This is a genomic window from Mesorhizobium carmichaelinearum (assembly GCF_900199455.1).
Taxonomy (GTDB): domain Bacteria; phylum Pseudomonadota; class Alphaproteobacteria; order Rhizobiales; family Rhizobiaceae; genus Mesorhizobium; species Mesorhizobium carmichaelinearum.
Map to the genome: position 1 here is coordinate 23,168 of NZ_FZQR01000018.1, position 15,772 is coordinate 38,939.

The window sequence follows — 15,772 nt, forward strand, 5'->3', positions numbered from 1 at the left end:
TAGAAGCCAGTCGACTGCCGATACTCAGGCCCGACGATCAGGTACACGGTAGTCGAGACCGATATCCAGGATCGGCGCGCTGTGAGTTAACCAGCCGATAGAGATCAGATCGACACCGGTCGCGGCGACCGCTGGCGCAGTCGACGGCGTGATCCTGCCCGACGCCTCGGTGATAGCCCGGCCGGCAACCATTACCACCGCCTGGCGAAGCTCGTCGACTGACATGTTGTCGAGCAAGACAGCGTCGGGGGCGAGCGAGAGTGCCTCCTCCAACTGGGCCTGCGTATCGACCTCGACTTCGATCTTGACGAGATGGCCGGTGCTTGTGCGGGCACGCTCGATGGCAGGGCGAATTCCGCCGGCGATGGCGATGTGGTTGTCTTTGATCAGGATCGCGTCGTCGAGGCCGAAACGGTGATTGGAGCCGCCACCGGCGCGCACCGCGTATTTTTCGACTGCCCGCAATCCGGGCGTCGTCTTGCGCGTGCAGACGATCTTCGCGCTGTGGGCGCGGACCGCCGCGACGACGGATGCCGTCGCCGTGGCGATGCCGCTCAAGTGACAGAGAAAATTCAGCGCCGTCCGTTCCGCTGTGAGTATGGCCCGGGCCGGACCGCTCACCGATGCGATGAACTCTCCTTGCGCGATCTTGCTGCCGTCCGCATGATGCAGCTTCACGTCCACGTTCTGGTCAATGAGGTGGAAGGCGAGCATCGCCAGATCGAGCCCGGCGACAGTTCCGGCCTGGCGGGCTGTCAGCACGGTTGTCGCATGATGGTCCCTCGGTACGACCGCATCCGAGGTCAGGTCGCCGGCCCTGCCGAGGTCTTCGAGCAGAGCTGCCCGTACCAGAGGCTCGAGCATGATTGCGGGAAGTGGTGGCAGGTTCATCACAGGACGCTTTCCAGCGTTGGGGAGGATGCAAGTTCCCGCGCTGCGGCCATGGCCGTGTCGAGCGTGATTTGGGAACGGCGGGCGACGGCGGCATGGAGGGGAAAGTCCGTCCGGAAATGAGCGCCGCGGCTCTCCCGGCGCAGCAAGGCGGCAACCGCGATCATCATCCCGACGGCGGCGGGATCGGACGCCGTGTCGTGTCGCTGCAACAGCAGCAACAAGACCCGCGCAGCCTCCTTCAACCCTTCACCATCCCGCGTTACGCCGAGGGCATGCGACAGGAGAGGGCGCACAGGCCTTGGATCCGGCGCAGGCAGGTCAGAGACCATCGCTGGTTTTCCGCCGTCGTCGGGTGAACCGGCAACACTCTCGGCAACCCAGCGCGCGCAGACGACGGCCTCGGTCAGTGAGTTGCTGGCGAGCCGATTGGCGCCATGCAGCCCGGTCGACGCGACCTCGCCGCAAGCCCAAAGTCCGGGAACCGATGTTCGGCCGGCCAGATCCACGGCGACGCCACCCATGTGGTAATGCTGGGCCGGCCGGATGGGAATGAGGTCTCGCGCCGGATCGATGCCGACGCCGCGGCAGGCTGATGCGATTGTCGGAAACTGCCGCGCGAATGTCGCGCCTGGCCTTTCGCGTACGTCGAGGAAGACGCGATGGCCGTCGGCAAGATGTCGCCAGACGGCGCGCGCGACCATGTCGCGCGGTGCGAGTTCCGCACCCCGCACGCCATCGAGGAAACGTCGACCCGTCTCGTCGACGATCGTTGCGCCTTCGCCGCGAACGGCCTCACTGATGAGCGGCATCGGACGGCCCGGCCCGTCAAGCGCGGTTGGATGGAACTGGATGAACTCCAGGTCGGCAAGTACAGCACCCGCGCGCGCTGCGAGCGCTAGACCCTGTCCGTAGCTTCCCAGTGGGTTTGTCGTGTCGTGGAACAAGCCGCCGATCCCGCCTGTGGCGAGGATGACCCGTCCGTTCGCGAAGAATGCCGGACCTGTCGAACAGTTCGCCAGCACACCGGTGACCCTGCCGTCCTCTACCGCCAGCCGACGCGCTTCGATGTTCTCGATGACAGCTATTGTCGGCGTGGCGCGCACGGCGGCGACAAGTGCGCGCATGATCTCGCGGCCGCTGCCGTCGCCGTCGGCATGAACGATGCGCCGGCGGCAATGCGCGGCTTCCAGCCCGAGACGCAGCGCTCCTTCGGGTGTCCGATCGAAGCGAACTCCAAGGCGCGCCAGATCCTCGATAGCCGCGGGCCCCGCGTACAGGATGCGTCTTGCCGCTTCCGCATCACAAAGACCATCACCTGCGGCGAGCGTGTCGGCAAGATGGAGCGCCGGTTCATCATCTTCGCCCAGGCTGGCGGCAAGTCCGCCCTGCGCCCACGCGCTTGACGCATCCGCGCCAAGCCGCGATCTCGACAGGAGAAGCACCGGCTCAGGCGCCAGATGCAATGCAGTCATCAGTCCGGCTATGCCGCCGCCGATGATGACCGGCCGCCCGGCGAGGTCAAGGACGTCCATACTCATACCGCCAACATCCGCTCGACGGCCAGACGCGCGCGCCCGGCAATCTCCGGCTCGATGGTGACGGCATGGCGGTTCTGCTCAAGCGCCGCACGGATGTTGGCGAGCGTGATCCGCTTCATGTGCGGGCACAAATTGCAGGGCCGGATGAACTCGACCTCGGGATGCTCGACTGTGACATTGTCGCTCATCGAACACTCCGTCATCAGCACGACGCGGGGTGGTTTTTGTCTTCCGACATAATCCGACATGGCGGCAGTCGAACCGGAGAAGTCAGCTTCCGCAACTACTTCCGGCGGGCACTCGGGATGCGCCAGCACCGTCACACCCGGATGGTCCTCGCGCAACTGGCGGATGTCGGCCGGCGTGAAGCGCTCATGCACCTCGCAATGCCCTTTCCAGGCGATGATCTGCACGTCGGTCTGGGCGGCGATGTTCTGGGCCAGATATTCGTCCGGCAGCATGATCACCCGGGGAACGCCTAGTGACTCCACCACGGCTTTCGCGTTGCCGGAGGTACAGCAGATATCGGACTCAGCCTTCACGGTGGCCGAGGTGTTGACGTAGGTGACGACCGGCACACCCGGATAGCGCTGCCGCAGCAGCCGGATGTCCTCGGCGGTAATCGAGTCGGCCAGCGAACAGCCTGCGCGCAAATCCGGAATGAGCACCGTCTTTTGCGGATTGAGCAGCTTCGCGGTCTCGGCCATGAAATGCACGCCAGCCAGCACGATGACATCCGCTTCGACCGACATCGCCTTGCGGGCAAGCGCCAGGCTGTCGCCAACGATGTCGGCTACACAGTGGAAGATCTCCGGCGTCTGATAGTTATGCGCCAGGATGACGGCGTTTCGCTGCCGCTTCAGATCGAGAATGGCGTCGATATCATCGGCGAACGCTGGCCACTCGATCGGTGGAATGACCCGCCGTACCCGATCGTAGAGCGTGGCCGTACGTGCGGAGGCGATCGCCATAGCCTATTATTCTCCAAATGAGTATAATAGGCATATTCTTATCTTGAGTATAAGAAATGTCAACCGCGTGAGAGTGGCAATTTGGTCCCTGCGACAGTTCGCTCCGCCAGAACCGTCTGGCGAAAGCGGAAGCGCTTGGCTGGACGCCCCCCGGTATCGGACATTGTCTCACCTGTCTCCTCGACCAGATTCTGCTCTTCGATGAGACGCCGAAAGTTTGGCTTGTGAACGAGCCGACCTGCGAGCGCTTCAACGGTGCGCTGCAGCTGCAGGAGTGTAAATGTTGGCGGCATCAGTTCGAAGACAACGGGCCGGTATTTGATCTTGGTCCGCAACCTGGCGATTCCCGTCGCCAAAATACGGCGATGGTCGGCAATCATCAGCCGGCCAGGAACGGGCGGCACGCCGCCTGTATGCCAATTGCGTTTGGCTTCCGCGACCAAAGCGGCCTCATAGAGCAGTTCGTATCGCTGCAGGACAAGTTCCTCGTTCCAGTCGCGGTCATCGAAGCCAAAAGCGATTGCGACGCGCTGCCTGCGATCGTGACGCATGTCTGGCTCGTCAGCTTCATCAGCCCAGGCCTGCAGTCGGGGCGTGAGGATATCGAGCAGGATCGACGGCACTCCCGCACGATGATCTTCCCACGGAAAATAGTCGTACCATCCGCGCCATCCGTGCGTCGGCGACCTCTCTGTCTGCTCCTCGCGCGTCAGGCCGAGATAACTGATCGAGATTACTCGCTGCACGTGCTCGTCATCAATCCGGTCGCGATCGGCGAACGTGTAGAGCTGCTCGACATAGCCTAGCGGATGACTAGTATGCCGCTCTACCCAAGCTCTTAGCCCCGATTGCAAGGAGCGATGGTCGAGTTCAAAGGGGCCGGATGGCAAAGCATTCGTCTGCCCGATGGTCAGGACGCGTGGCTCACCATTCGTCACGGCAATTATAACGGCGATCAGGTCCGCGCTGACGGCCTGACTGCGGTCACTTCTTCCGCTCTGTTTCTTCGCCAGTGTTGTCTTGTCTTGCATAGGGGTTTGAAGGAATTCCTATTATCAAGTCGCCCCGAGGGGACCAACGTGAGCGAAGGGTGGACCGCCGCCTGCGGCCCGTCAACGTTCCGCGCGGAACGGCGCGCGTCGTCACTGCAGGTCTTTGCCCGTCGCATCTGCACAAATCTATGCCAAATGCGACCGCCGGGTGGCTAACGGTAGGGAAGGATGCCGTGAGCGCGACGCACCATGTGAGGGCGGTGACGCCACCGGAAGTCGCGGCGCGCAAGGGAGGCACCCGGCCGGTCTGCCTCACCGCCTACACGACACCGGTTGCCGGCACTGCGACATCGTGTTGGTCGGCGACTGCGCACGACCTCGACCGGCCTGCGCGACTGCTTGTTGCGGCGTGGCTCGGCGAGACGCGGCTGATCGACAATGTTAGGATCTTGCCCCGGCAGAGCATCGATGGTTTTTCGCGAAACCCTGGCATCGCCACTGCACGTCAGCACGTCCCCTGATCGGGAGATGAACTACAGCGCGCGCCGGCACAACGACTAGAGTCCCAAAACACGTTTTCGGCCGAAGCTCCATTCAATGTCGCCTCCAGCCCTGGCGACGCCGGCGATGGTCTGACCAAGTTTTCTTTCGAGTGGAGGTGACCACGGCACGAGCTGGAACCCAAGCCCGCTATCGATCATCGCGAAGCGGCCGGAGGTAAGCGTGAGCCGCTGGCGATAGACTCCGGCGACATGCTCACCTGTGGCCGCCTTTATGTGCGGCAAGCCCTTTTCGGCCGAGAACCGCGCCGCGGCAGCGTCCAACTCGCGGCGGCTCAGAGTGTTGAGAAGATCGCGCTGCAGGATGACGCGCTGGCCCTGTCGGCGAGCAAACCCCTCCTCGGCGAGATGATCTCGACGGGCCGACATGGCATCGCGGACCTCGCGGCCGAACCCGCCCATCGCGAGCGGCGTCGGTACGCGTTCGACCAACCGATGATCGAGCCAGGTCGCGCCCGGAGCGGTAATAAGGCGGTTCAAATCGAAGTCCGAGCGATTGGCAAGCACGAGCGTCGTCTGCTCGTCTCCCGGTCCGCCGAAGCGGCGGACCTCGACGATGCCGCCGATTGGCGGCGCATGCTCGAACGCCTCGATGCCGCGGAAGCGGACGTGGTGCGCGCGGCCGTCGGTGCCGTCGATTACCGCGTAGGCTTCGCCGGTCAATTCATTCTGAAGCCCCTTGTCAACCAGCCGACCGATTATGGGAGTGCCGGTCGCACCTGCGTCGATGAGAAAGTCGGCAACACCGCGATCCTGGCCACGCTCGATGAATGCGCGATGCATCGTCTTGATGATGTCGCCGCGCATGCCGAGGTCCCGGAGCGAGCGTTCGGCTTCTAGACCGACCATCCATTCGCCGTGGCCGGCCGGGGTCGCGAGGCCCATCTTCTCCAGATGCTGGACCCGGCCGATCATCAGGCGGCGGATTTCGGGATCGGCGGGGCCGGTCGCCTCTGGGCGCAGGTCGATGTACCCCGTCTCGTCAGCGGCGATGCCGATCTCCACATCGAGTCGCGTCCAGCGCTCGGCGGTAATCTCCTTCTCCAGGGCTTTGCGGGTTTCGTACTCGGGCCGCGGCCCGAGTTCGATCGAGACCAACTCCTCGGCGCGGGAGCGCAGGCCACGGCTGATATAGTCGCGCGAGATCACGAGGTCCGCGCCGGTGTCGTCGACCCCACGCACCAGCAGATGGACGTGGGGGTTGTCGGTGTTCCAGTGATCGACGGCGAGCCAGTCGAGCCGGGATCCGAGGTCGGCTTCCATCTGCTTCGCAAGGTCGCGCGTGAAGGCGCGCAGGTCCGTCATCTCGCCGGCGTCCTCGGGCGAGACGATGAAGCGGAAATGGTGGCGGTCGTCCTTGGATCGCTCGGCGAAGGCTACGTCATTGGCGCGGTCGCTGCCGGCGTCGAACATCACTTCCTTGTCGCCGTCGCGGGTCACGCCGTCGCGCTTCAGATAGGACAGATGTGTGGACAAGGGGGCGGAGCGAAACGCCTTGCCCGAATGCCGGGCAATCCGTGCCGCGACGACGACACGTCGGTTAGAGGAGAAGAGCCGGTTCCGGCTGAAGTTGATCCGGCCGCGCCCGAAGCTGGAGCGGCCCAGAACGGGCGAACGGCCGGCCCTCGGCACCGAGCTGGACGCGCCATCGGTGTGGCCGGCGCGTTTGGCGGCCCGTAGCACCTGGTTGACGAAGCTCTTCGCCTTCGGTGCGCGGGTGCCGCGGATGCGCCCTGGCCGGACGCGAAAGTCACTGTCGCCCTCGCTCATGGCCGGCCCGCCAGTGAGGGTGCGAGACGAACAGTGCCGGAAATCGCGTTGAAATCATTGGCAAAACCCTCAAGCGCGGCACGCGCTCCGACCGACAGGCACGCCGGAAAACAAGCCATATCAATGGTTTGGAAGACGACCGGAGAGCCTCTTTTATCTTGCCGTCCTAAGTTCGTGGGTAAGCGTCCGGTCCCTGCACCCAGATTGAGTAGTGCATTCGCGTGCCATGTGGGGCTCCTTCGTAGCATGGAGGATCTCCGGTGAATTTGAGACATTTCGAGAACAAGGCGCGGCAATCCTGGTGGGTGGTTCACGTCGAGGCGTGGCAGCGCAGCGGTATGACGCGGACCGAATATTGCCGCGTTCATCGCCTGACGAAGGACACGCTCGATCGCTGGCTGAAGTACTTCGCCGGCAACGAGGCGGCTCGTAAGCATGCGGAATATCAGGCGGAATTGCGCCGTCAGAAGCGCCTGGAAGAGCGAGCGAAGCGGCAGAAAAAGCGGGCTCGGCTGCGCTTTTCGGTGACCACGGATGTGCGCAACCGTGCTGTCCAGGCGTACTGGGCGATGCATGTTGAGGCGATGAACTGGAGCGGCATGGGCGTTCGCGAATATGCTGCGGCGCTGCATCTTTCGCCGACGAGCTTGCGCATATGGCGAGACCGACTGGACGAGGGTGAGGTCGAAATCGACTGGCGTGCCCATCTTCATCCCTCCGCCCGCCCGGCCGTTAGCACTAGTGCTAACGGAGCGCCGTCTGAATTGAGCTTGACGGTCGCGTCGAAGGATGATCCTGGCACGCCCCGCCAGCCTGCCCGGCGCTTCTTCAGCGACGCGGAAAAGCACGCCATTGCGCTGGAGAGCGACCGGCCAGGTATCAGCGTCTCGCAGGTCGCGCGAAAGCACGGGATCGTCACGGGGCTGCTGTTCCGTTGGCGCGCGCAGTTCGGCGTGGCGCAGAAGAAGCGCGCGAAGCTTGCGGCTGTGGCGATGGGCGATGACACCGCGGCGGTGCGCCTTCTGCAGAGCCTGGTGCAGCCGCCTGATGGAATGAAGGCGATCGATCTGCCTGATGGCCGGCGTGTCTTCGCACCTGCCGGCAGTGATCCGGATGCCGTTCGACAACGCGTCGCGAGCGAAGGAACGACACCATGATGATCGTTCCGGCGGGCGTGAAGGTGCATCTGGCGCTGGGCTACACCGATATGCGCAAAGGTCTCGACGGGCTCGCCATGCTGGTGCAGCAAACGCTGAAGCATGACCCGTTCTCGGGCCATCTGTTCGCCTTCCGGGGCAAGAAGGCGTCGATGCTGAAGATCCTGTTCTGGGATGGAAACGGACTGTGCCTGTTCACAAAACGGCTCGATCAGGGCAGCTTCGCGTGGCCGGTGATGGCGGGCTTCGATGGCTCGATCATGCTGACGCCGGCGCAGCTTGCGATGCTGATCGAAGGCATCGACTGGCGCGCTCCCGAGCGTGTTTGGAGGCCAGCCCTGGCCGGCTGAAATCGGCTTGCCGAGTGCCTCGAAAAGGCCCAGAATCCTTGGGGTTTTAGGCTGTTTGTGATAGATTCGGTCATGTTGATCGATCTCGCGAATCTGCCTTCCGACCCGCAGCTTTTGCAGCGTCTCGTGTGCGACATGGCGGCAGCGGTCGAGAGCCGCGACGGGGAGATCGAGCGGCTTCAGTCGATCATCAAAAAGCTCCAGCGGGCGCAGTTCGGCCGCAGCTCCGAGCGCCTCGATCCCGATCAGCTTGCGCTCGCCCTGGAAGAGCTCGACGCCGATATCGCGCGCATCCAGGAGAGCCGTCCGTTCGTCGGCGAGCCGTCGGCCGAGCGGCCGTCGCGTCGCAAACCGCTGCCCGATCACCTGCCACGCGAGGACGTTCTGGTCGACGTCGACAGCACTATCTGCACGGGCTGCCGCGGTGCGCTGCATGCTATCGGCGAAAGCGTGAGCGAGATGCTGGACTGGGTGCCAGCACAGCTTCGTGTGATCAGGACGACGCGACCAAAATATGCGTGCCGGACCTGCGAGACGGTGGTGCAAGCGCCGGCTCCGGAGCGGCTGATCGCCGGCGGCTTGGCAACGCCGGCGCTGCTGGCGCAGGTACTGACAGCCAAATATTGCGACCATGCCCCGCTCTACCGGCAGTCGCAGATCTTCGCCCGCAGTGGTGTCGATCTTCCGCGTTCGACACTCGCCGGATGGGTCGGCGGCGCCTGCTGGTGGCTGGAAGCTCTGCACGAACGGTTGGCGAAGAACGTCTTCGCCTCGGATCATCTCTTTGCCGACGACACGCCGGTTCCGGTGCTTGATCCCGGTCGCGGCCGCACCAAGACTGGCAGGCTGTGGGTCTATGCCCGTGAACAGAGACCATGGGGCGGACCGGAGCCGCCGGCCGCGGTCTATCTGTTCGCGCCGGACCGCAAGGCCGAGCGTCCGGTGTCCCATCTCGAGCACTTCAAGGGCGTGCTGCATGTCGATGGCTACGCCGGCTTCGAGCAGCTCACCGTCAAGGGAGACATCGTTCTTGCCGCTTGTTGGGCCCACACCCGGCGCAAGTTCTTTGATGTGGCGCAGGCCACCAACGCGCCGATCGCCATGGAAGCCTTGCGCCGGATCGGTGAACTCTATGCCGTCGAAGCCGACGTTCGCGGTCAATCGCCGGCGCATCGGCTGGCGTCTCGGCGCGGCCGCTCGAAACCCATTGTCGACGCCATGCGGGTCTGGCTCGAAGCGCAGCTTCCCCTGTTGTCGGGACGCAGCACGCTCGCCGTAGCGATCCGCTACGCGCTTTCGCGCTGGGACGGACTGAACCGCTTCCTGCACGACGGTCGCATCGAGCTCGACACCAATCCGGTCGAGCGCGCGATCCGCCCCGTGGCTCTCGGTCGCAAAAACCACCTCTTCGCGGGCAGCGACGGCGGCGGCCATCGATGGGCAGTGCTGTGTTCGCTGATCGAAACCTGCAAACTCAACGACGTCGAACCCTACGCCTATCTTCATGACGTGCTCTCGCGCATGGTGGACGGACACTCCATCAACCGCCTCGACGAATTGCTGCCGTGGGCGTGGAAACTAGGAAATCCTGTCAAGAGCTGAGCAACGTGCAAGCACCGGACGCTTACGTTCGTGGTTCGTGGTTCGTGGTTCGTGGTTTCCTGCCACTCCCGCAAAGCCGTCCTTCCTTCTCCACACCACGCCGGGCAGCGCCATCCCGCGAACTTTGTCATCGTGGGCCTCCAGAGCCGGGACGGGCGATGAACAGCCCATCGGAAACGGGCGAGATGGCGGAGAGATCGTGCACGGGGGTTGCCGCCGGGGCGTCATCGGGCCGACCATCTCGCGATGCAGGATCGACAGCCGGCGTGTGCTCGGACTGGGCGGCGAAGAGCGGTGCGCGCGTCCAGTCATTGCGCTCGACGGCCCCGGCTACGACGAAAGGGAGATCGATTTTTCCGCCTCCGACAAGAGGCGCGAGTGCAGCGACGTAGGCGCGGGTTTCGACTGGTAGCGCACGGCGGCCAGCGAGGTATTCCTCGTAGCGGCCGGGGCCTGCATTGTAGGCGGCGAGGAAGCCCGGAGAACCATACCGGTCATGCATCTCGCGCAGGTAGGCTGCGCCCGCCAGGATGTTGTCACGTGGGCTGAAGGGATCGCCGCCGAGATGATGGCGAAGACGAAGATCGACCCACGTCTCGGGCATTATCTGCATCAGCCCCATGGCGCCCACAGGTGAGATCGCCAGATCGTCGCCTGTGCTTTCGGCGCGCATGACGGCGCGTATCCAGCTCTTCGGAATGCCGAATCGCTGCGACGCCTCGGCAACAATTGCGGCGTAGGGATCGCCGGGAGCCTTTCGTTCGATCGGTGCATTCTGCGCGACCGTGGCCGGCGACAAAGCGACAATCGAGATAAGGCCGGAAAGGACAATGAATGTGCCGCGGACTAGGATCTTCGGACGCCCGGTGGAAAAGCGGTGGCGGGAGATCGGCATGGCCTCACTCCCGTTCACTGCGTTTGGGCGAGCGGTTCCAGTGCAGCGACCATGACACATTGTCGGCATCGGACCGGAAGAGGTTTGCCCGGATCGGCTGCGCGAAGACGGGATCGTCGATCAGCAGCGAAACGTATTCGCCGGCCTTGTCTCCGGTTCGCTTCAAGCCTGCACCGGCCTCTGGTCCGTCACCATCCTCGCCCATCTGGATGCGATAATCCGGCGCCTTTTCGGCGCCCGAGGGCTCGGCTGGAACGAGGGCCAGTTGCACGTCGAGGGTGAGCATGCGGACGCGGCCCGAATATCCGGACTTCGTGCGGGTGAACTCTCCGATCTGTGACATTTCTTTGGTCCTTTCTGCGATGGGCGTTTGAAGGTTCGGGCGCGATCAGTGGCTTGGAGCGCGCCATTCGTAGCCGCCGGTCCCGCCCTGCTCGGTCCACAGCGGGGCGGCACGGCCGATGATCAAGCTGGTCGCAATCGGCCCGAAGTAGCGACCATCGAGACTGTCGTGGACTTGCCCATTCATGAGGAAGACTTCGCCGCTGACGATGCGCCGGCAGCCCTGCCAGACTGGCAGTGGGCGGCCGAGGTGATCGTGTTCGAGCGCCTTGCCAATCTCGATTCCATCGATGGTGATGGCGAGGCCATTGCGACAGACTTCCTGTCCGGGAAGGCCGGCGACGCGCTTCATCAACCACACACCGCGCGGCAGGTAGCCGTTGTCATCAAGGAAGATCGCCAGTGGTTCCGGAGCATCGACAACGACAAGATCGCCTCCGGCAAGCCGCCCTGCCGGGCGGATGCGGTAGAGACCGATCGGCGTGCTAGCTGACGCGTTCCAGATCAACCTGGGCGCGACATGGACGAGGGACAGTCCGCCGATCGCCATCACGGCGAAGTATGTCGTCATGACGTAGCCGAAGCGGGTCATGGCTCGACCCTCCGCCGAAGCAGCCAGGCTCGGTGCTGCTCGCGGGTGTATGCGCGCGGCTCGTGGCCGGCCTTCAGACGGTTGTGGACGTGTCGCCAATGGTCGGGCGCGACATCGACGGGATCGATGCCGAGCGCCTCAATGGCGTCGATGGCCTGCAGCACGCGCTCGACCTTCGGCCACCGGTCGACTTTAAGCAGGATGTCGCCGCCTGGTCTGACGAAGGGCAGCGTCTGGAACGGTTCGCCGTCACGAACCGCGCGCAGGATGTCGATGCGCGAGATGATGGTGCCGAAGTCGTTCGCGGCCCAGCGGACTAAGGCGAAGGTGGTGTTGGGCGCAAACCCGACGACACGGTGGCGCTGGTCGAGAACCTGCTCGTGAACCTTGCGGCCGAACCTGATCCAGTGCTCGATCCGCTTCTCGATCCAGGTCAGTTCAACGAGGGTTGTGGATGGGGTGGCAACGTCGGACTGTCGGCCGCCGTGCATACGAGGCGCATGGTTTCGGGTCACGGAGTGTCTCCTTGGCTCTCGGGAAATTCGCGGGCGAGCAGGTCGCGCAGCATGTCGGCGACGGTCTGGCCGCGCTGGAAGGCGACGATCTTGATGCGACCGCGCTGCTCGGGTGTGACGTCGATCGTCAGCCGGGCGGTGAAAGCGGAGCCGTCGCTGCTTCGACCCGGCGCTATCCCGGATTCCTTGATCCAGTCCTCGGCGGTGCCGGGACGGGCGATGAAGCCGCGCTTCGGGGATCGCCCATTCATGGCGCGATCCTTCCAACTTCGGCAGCGAAGGCCGTAATCTCGCGTGAAGCCGGGCTATCCTCGTCTGTCTCAAAGACGAGGCGACCCGATTGTGCGGCATCGGCAAAGGCGACGCGCTGGCCGATTGTCGCGGCGAGCACCGGCGGATCGTGATCGGCCAGGGTCTCGGCCGTTTCGCGGGCGATGACGGTACCCGTGGCGCAACGATTGAGTACGAACCGAGCGACAAGTTGGGGGCGGTAGATCCGCGCCTCTCGGATTAGTGCCAGCATCTCGGCCGACGCCCAGCCATCGAAGGGAGACGGCTGAACTGGCACAAGCGCAAAATCGGCCGCGAGCAGCGCCGAGCGCATCAGCGCGGCGACACGGGGCGGCCCATCGATGACGATATGATCGGCACCACGGGCCAGTTCGGGCGCCTCGCGATGCAGTGTATCGCGCGCCAGGCCGACAACCCCGAACAGCCGTGGCAGACCTTCCCGGGCGCGCTGCTGCGACCAATCGAGAGCCGAGCCCTGCGGATCGGCATCGATCAGCGTGATGCGCTTTCCCGTCCTGGCCCATTGCCCGGCGAGATGCAGCGCCAGCGTCGTCTTGCCGACACCGCCTTTCTGGTTGAGGAGCGCTACGATCATTTTGCCCCTCGCGGCTTAGGTTCGAGGGGAAGTTCAGGTGCCGGAACACTGGATTTGCTGAATGACGTATGTGGGAAGATCGGGGGCTGAAGCGTCTGTGTTTCGTCGCGATTGCCGCCGTCGGCAGAGCTGTCGGTGTGCGAGGTTTCGTGAACCGAGTCGGACGCAAAGCTGAGTCTTCGCAATAGGTTGCCTGGACAGTGATGGTTCCGAGTTCGTGTACTGGGTCCGGAATGCGCTGAGTTTACGTACTGGGACTGTTCGCAGGTTGCGGCAGGCGTGCAGACAGCGGATTGACTGGACAGTGAATCGAGCCAGCCACTTCTGGGATGTTGAGGCTCCAAGTTTGCGAACTCGGTTCGCGAAACTTCGCCCCGGTTCGCGAAACTCTGCGCCGGTTCGCGAAACTCGTCGCACCGACAAGAGCTTTCGACGATGCCGAGCGCGCTATAAGAGTTAGATTCTACGTTAGAGTCTAAGTTAGGAGCGCGATTTTCGCTTGCCGTGCAGTCGGTTAACCCCGGTTTGGGTTCCCGATAGCACGAGCCTCGGGTTCCCGATGGCACGATAGTGCGGGTTCCCGATAGCACGAGGCCGTCCACAGGTCTTCCTTGAGGAGACGGCTCAAAGGAGAGCAGCACCCGGCCGTTGATTTCGACCTCGATGAACAGGGTGTAGCCGGGCAGCGGCTGGCGTCTGACGATGTCGCGCAGCTCGAAGGCAAACCGCTTGAAGGGTGAGAGGCTACCGGACTTCAGGTAGAGATGGCGGAAGTCGAAGCGCCAGCCGGCGCGCTGTCGGCCGCCATGCTTGCGCACGAGCCGATAAAGCCATCGGTCGAGCCCGCCCGTTAGCGAAAAGTAGTCAGGGTCGATGGTAAGCACGAGGGCGTCGTCGAGAACCGCCTGGTAGAACCAGTCGGGGACGATCAACTCGATGCCGGCAGGACGGCCGTCCGGGTTCGCGCGTTCGACCCATTCGTTAATCCAGGAGAAGCGGTGGCGGCGGCCCTGCGCGGGCTGGCGGATCGTTGTCGCCACCGTTGTTGACTGCAGGCGGTCAAGCGCCGCCTTGAGGCGCTGGTAGTCGCGCGCTCCGACGCCGCGCCCCACGAAGGTGAGAATTTCGTAGGGCGTCGCCGCCATGAGTCGCGACGTGCGCAGCCCGGCGTCGCGCGCCTCGACGATCTGGCTTGCGGCCCAGATAAGGATATCGGCGTCCCAGATGGTCGCCATGCCGTGTTCGGGGACGGCTTCGACGCGGATGGAGACACTGCCTGCGGTAAAGTCGATCGGCCGGGAACGGTGCGATTTGGAGAGGGAGAAGAACGGATAGGCCATGAGATCCTGCGCGTCTCGGGGTGGGAGATCGCCGCCACGCGCACGGAACAGCTCAAGTTGTCCGCGTTCCGAAAGGGGGCGACGTCGCACCGGCGTTGAGAGAGCTGCCACGACGGTCAGCGGGCGTGGCGGCCGGCAACGACGGGCGTCACGGCCTCATGGCGCTTTGCGGGGAGAACAGTGCCGCGGGGATCAGAGGTCGAAGTAACGGCCCCCCGGTCCGCCCAAGCCTGCAGGTCGTCGATCGCGTAAACGACGCGCCCGCCGAGCTTTCGATAGGATGGGCCGGTCCCGTAGGTCCGGTGTTTCTCCAGGGTGCGGCCGGACAGACCCAGGAATCGAGCTGCTTCGGGAGTACGAAGAAAGCGCGGCGGCATGCCGGTGAGGTTGGCGGACATGATCGGGCCTCCGTGGGTTCATTGAGGCCGCTGGCGATCAGCGGCGGACGAAGGGCACGGTGGCGGAGAGGCGCCGCGAGGGGGGATGGCGAAGAAGGGTGAGCTAAATTCGCACCCCGTCGGGCGCGAAGCATGTCAGGACTTGCGGCGATGGCGCAGAAGCTTGCGATAGCCCCCGGCGATCATGGCGCGGCCGTCCTTGACGAGGTCTATGGTGCTGTCTCGAAGCGCCGAGGTCTTCCAGAAATCTGCAGCGACGCGTGGCGCGCCGTAGATGACGTTTGCGATCTCGCGGTAGCTCGCGCCGTTCATGCTGCCGTCGACGGCCTGCAGCATGTGGCGCAGCCTTCGGCGTTGCTGTGCAGTCAGGCGGGTATCAGGGAAAACGGGGCGGCCATGCAGCGCGCGCCAGAGCCGCGTGACGGCGTCGATGCGATCGAGGCCGTCGGCGTCAAGCGGAACCAGGGCCGCCAGCGGCTGATCGGGCCGCGCATCGCCAAGCACCAGAAGGCGGATGGCGGCAACACCCTCGCCATGCGCAATGCTCAGCCCCTCCGGGCCGAACTGCGCGTTGCGCTGATCGAGTTCAGGTGGCGCGACGCGGTCCAAGCCCGGCAATGCCGGGATCGCTGTGAGCATGACCGTGCCCGGATCGGTTTCCGGCGCCCAGAACACCACCGTCTCGATGGCACTGAAAGTTGGGTGGACAGGGAAATCGCAGCCCCCAGCGCATTCGCACCATGTTCGTCAGGCGCTCACGATCCGCGTCGGGGTGCTCGACTTCAGCATAGTCGCGCTGATAGTCGGCGTTGCGGCGAAGCCATTCCCAGGCGAGATCCGCGACGCCAAGGTCGTCGAGATAGTCGTACGTCGACGAGGATCGCCACTGTGATGTGTCAGGCCGCATCGATGTCCTCCACGCTTACATGCCGCGTGCATGCTGGGAGCAACACGATTGCCGGATGGAAAA

General features: G+C 64.1%; 17 protein-coding genes and 2 pseudogenes. 4 read left to right on the top strand and 15 right to left on the bottom strand.

The window, feature by feature from the left end; translation table 11 throughout:
• Positions 1 to 24: 24 nt before the first annotated feature.
• The 4 genes from nadC to CKW40_RS30565 are packed head-to-tail and all read right to left on the bottom strand — an operon-like array spanning position 25 to position 4,434.
• A complete protein-coding gene (gene nadC, locus CKW40_RS30550; RefSeq protein ID WP_095203494.1) occupies positions 25 to 891 on the bottom strand; it encodes a carboxylating nicotinate-nucleotide diphosphorylase in 867 nt (288 codons plus the stop codon).
• A complete protein-coding gene (locus CKW40_RS30555) occupies positions 891 to 2,432 on the bottom strand; it encodes an L-aspartate oxidase (protein WP_095203495.1) in 1,542 nt (513 codons plus the stop codon). Before CKW40_RS30555 ends, nadC begins: the two co-directional genes overlap by 1 nt.
• Positions 2,429 to 3,403 carry a quinolinate synthase NadA gene (gene nadA, locus CKW40_RS30560; protein ID WP_095203496.1) on the bottom strand — a complete coding sequence of 325 codons (975 nt, stop codon included), beginning with the start codon at positions 3,401 to 3,403 and terminating at the stop codon, positions 2,429 to 2,431. The genes CKW40_RS30555 and nadA overlap by 4 nt, the downstream gene beginning before the upstream one ends.
• 59 nt (positions 3,404 to 3,462) lie before the next feature.
• A complete protein-coding gene (locus CKW40_RS30565; protein ID WP_095203497.1) occupies positions 3,463 to 4,434 on the bottom strand; it encodes an NUDIX hydrolase in 972 nt (323 codons plus the stop codon).
• Between the two features lie 194 nt (positions 4,435 to 4,628).
• On the opposite strand from CKW40_RS30565, the pseudogene CKW40_RS30570 reads away from it, so the two are divergent.
• Positions 4,629 to 4,762: pseudogene (locus tag CKW40_RS30570) on the top strand (3-methyl-2-oxobutanoate hydroxymethyltransferase); the annotation flags it as partial.
• A gap of 190 nt (positions 4,763 to 4,952) precedes the next feature.
• On the opposite strand, the gene CKW40_RS30575 reads toward CKW40_RS30570, so the two are convergent.
• The gene (locus CKW40_RS30575; protein ID WP_095203498.1) at positions 4,953 to 6,725 is read right to left on the bottom strand and encodes a relaxase/mobilization nuclease domain-containing protein; all 1,773 of its coding nucleotides are present in this window, start codon (positions 6,723 to 6,725) and stop codon (positions 4,953 to 4,955) included.
• A gap of 260 nt (positions 6,726 to 6,985) precedes the next feature.
• On the opposite strand from CKW40_RS30575, the gene tnpA reads away from it, so the two are divergent.
• The 3 genes from tnpA to tnpC all read left to right on the top strand — a co-directional run bounded on the left by tnpA (position 6,986) and on the right by tnpC (position 9,834).
• A complete protein-coding gene (gene tnpA / locus CKW40_RS30580) occupies positions 6,986 to 7,882 on the top strand; it encodes an IS66 family insertion sequence element accessory protein TnpA (RefSeq protein ID WP_244571350.1) in 897 nt (298 codons plus the stop codon).
• On the top strand, positions 7,879 to 8,232 hold the full coding sequence (gene tnpB, locus CKW40_RS30585; protein WP_095203499.1) for an IS66 family insertion sequence element accessory protein TnpB: 354 nt from the start codon (positions 7,879 to 7,881) through the stop codon (positions 8,230 to 8,232). Before tnpA ends, tnpB begins: the two co-directional genes overlap by 4 nt.
• Before the next feature lie 72 nt (positions 8,233 to 8,304).
• Positions 8,305 to 9,834 carry an IS66 family transposase gene (gene tnpC, locus CKW40_RS30590; protein ID WP_095203500.1) on the top strand — a complete coding sequence of 510 codons (1,530 nt, stop codon included), beginning with the start codon at positions 8,305 to 8,307 and terminating at the stop codon, positions 9,832 to 9,834.
• Positions 9,835 to 9,961: 127 nt separating this feature from the next.
• Here tnpC and CKW40_RS30595 read toward each other — a convergent pair whose 3' ends face one another.
• The 10 genes and pseudogenes from CKW40_RS30595 to CKW40_RS44775 all read right to left on the bottom strand — a co-directional run bounded on the left by CKW40_RS30595 (position 9,962) and on the right by CKW40_RS44775 (position 15,709).
• A complete protein-coding gene (locus CKW40_RS30595) occupies positions 9,962 to 10,729 on the bottom strand; it encodes a lytic transglycosylase domain-containing protein (RefSeq protein WP_095203501.1) in 768 nt (255 codons plus the stop codon).
• Positions 10,730 to 10,733: 4 nt separating this feature from the next.
• Positions 10,734 to 11,072: a DUF736 domain-containing protein gene (locus CKW40_RS30600; protein WP_095203502.1), complete on the bottom strand. Its 339-nt coding sequence runs from the start codon at positions 11,070 to 11,072 to the stop codon at positions 10,734 to 10,736.
• A gap of 45 nt (positions 11,073 to 11,117) precedes the next feature.
• Positions 11,118 to 11,663 carry a S26 family signal peptidase gene (locus CKW40_RS30605; RefSeq protein WP_095203503.1) on the bottom strand — a complete coding sequence of 182 codons (546 nt, stop codon included), beginning with the start codon at positions 11,661 to 11,663 and terminating at the stop codon, positions 11,118 to 11,120.
• Positions 11,660 to 12,178, bottom strand: coding sequence for a DUF2840 domain-containing protein (locus CKW40_RS30610; protein ID WP_095203504.1), 519 nt, complete (start codon positions 12,176 to 12,178; stop codon positions 11,660 to 11,662). The genes CKW40_RS30605 and CKW40_RS30610 overlap by 4 nt, the downstream gene beginning before the upstream one ends.
• Positions 12,175 to 12,429 carry a hypothetical protein gene (locus CKW40_RS30615; RefSeq protein ID WP_095203505.1) on the bottom strand — a complete coding sequence of 85 codons (255 nt, stop codon included), beginning with the start codon at positions 12,427 to 12,429 and terminating at the stop codon, positions 12,175 to 12,177. The genes CKW40_RS30610 and CKW40_RS30615 overlap by 4 nt, the downstream gene beginning before the upstream one ends.
• Positions 12,426 to 13,064 carry a ParA family partition ATPase gene (parA, locus tag CKW40_RS30620; protein ID WP_095203506.1) on the bottom strand — a complete coding sequence of 213 codons (639 nt, stop codon included), beginning with the start codon at positions 13,062 to 13,064 and terminating at the stop codon, positions 12,426 to 12,428. The genes CKW40_RS30615 and parA overlap by 4 nt, the downstream gene beginning before the upstream one ends.
• 448 nt (positions 13,065 to 13,512) lie before the next feature.
• Positions 13,513 to 14,404, bottom strand: a pseudogene (locus CKW40_RS30625) (replication initiator protein A); the annotation flags it as partial.
• A gap of 116 nt (positions 14,405 to 14,520) precedes the next feature.
• The gene (locus tag CKW40_RS30630; protein ID WP_095203507.1) at positions 14,521 to 14,802 is read right to left on the bottom strand and encodes a helix-turn-helix transcriptional regulator; all 282 of its coding nucleotides are present in this window, start codon (positions 14,800 to 14,802) and stop codon (positions 14,521 to 14,523) included.
• Positions 14,803 to 14,937: 135 nt separating this feature from the next.
• The gene (locus tag CKW40_RS30635; RefSeq protein ID WP_095203508.1) at positions 14,938 to 15,441 is read right to left on the bottom strand and encodes a DUF2285 domain-containing protein; all 504 of its coding nucleotides are present in this window, start codon (positions 15,439 to 15,441) and stop codon (positions 14,938 to 14,940) included.
• Positions 15,389 to 15,709, bottom strand: a complete 321-nt coding sequence (locus CKW40_RS44775) for a transcriptional regulator domain-containing protein (protein WP_244571351.1) — start codon at positions 15,707 to 15,709, stop codon at positions 15,389 to 15,391. Before CKW40_RS44775 ends, CKW40_RS30635 begins: the two co-directional genes overlap by 53 nt.
• Positions 15,710 to 15,772 lie beyond the last annotated feature (63 nt).

Coding starts and splice junctions, on each gene's coding strand:
- CKW40_RS30575 (WP_095203498.1), bottom strand. CDS start 6,725: ATGAGCGAGGGCGACAGTGACTTTCGCGTCCGGCCAGGGCGCATCCGC.
- tnpC (WP_095203500.1), top strand. CDS start 8,305: ATGTTGATCGATCTCGCGAATCTGCCTTCCGACCCGCAGCTTTTGCAG.
- CKW40_RS30600 (WP_095203502.1), bottom strand. CDS start 11,072: ATGTCACAGATCGGAGAGTTCACCCGCACGAAGTCCGGATATTCGGGC.
- nadA (WP_095203496.1), bottom strand. CDS start 3,403: ATGGCGATCGCCTCCGCACGTACGGCCACGCTCTACGATCGGGTACGG.
- parA (WP_095203506.1), bottom strand. CDS start 13,064: ATGATCGTAGCGCTCCTCAACCAGAAAGGCGGTGTCGGCAAGACGACG.
- CKW40_RS44775 (WP_244571351.1), bottom strand. CDS start 15,709: ATGCGGCCTGACACATCACAGTGGCGATCCTCGTCGACGTACGACTAT.
- CKW40_RS30615 (WP_095203505.1), bottom strand. CDS start 12,429: ATGAATGGGCGATCCCCGAAGCGCGGCTTCATCGCCCGTCCCGGCACC.
- CKW40_RS30635 (WP_095203508.1), bottom strand. CDS start 15,441: ATGCTCACAGCGATCCCGGCATTGCCGGGCTTGGACCGCGTCGCGCCA.
- CKW40_RS30565 (WP_095203497.1), bottom strand. CDS start 4,434: ATGCAAGACAAGACAACACTGGCGAAGAAACAGAGCGGAAGAAGTGAC.
- tnpB (WP_095203499.1), top strand. CDS start 7,879: ATGATGATCGTTCCGGCGGGCGTGAAGGTGCATCTGGCGCTGGGCTAC.
- CKW40_RS30595 (WP_095203501.1), bottom strand. CDS start 10,729: ATGCCGATCTCCCGCCACCGCTTTTCCACCGGGCGTCCGAAGATCCTA.
- CKW40_RS30555 (WP_095203495.1), bottom strand. CDS start 2,432: ATGAGTATGGACGTCCTTGACCTCGCCGGGCGGCCGGTCATCATCGGC.
- nadC (WP_095203494.1), bottom strand. CDS start 891: ATGAACCTGCCACCACTTCCCGCAATCATGCTCGAGCCTCTGGTACGG.
- CKW40_RS30605 (WP_095203503.1), bottom strand. CDS start 11,663: ATGACCCGCTTCGGCTACGTCATGACGACATACTTCGCCGTGATGGCG.
- CKW40_RS30630 (WP_095203507.1), bottom strand. CDS start 14,802: ATGTCCGCCAACCTCACCGGCATGCCGCCGCGCTTTCTTCGTACTCCC.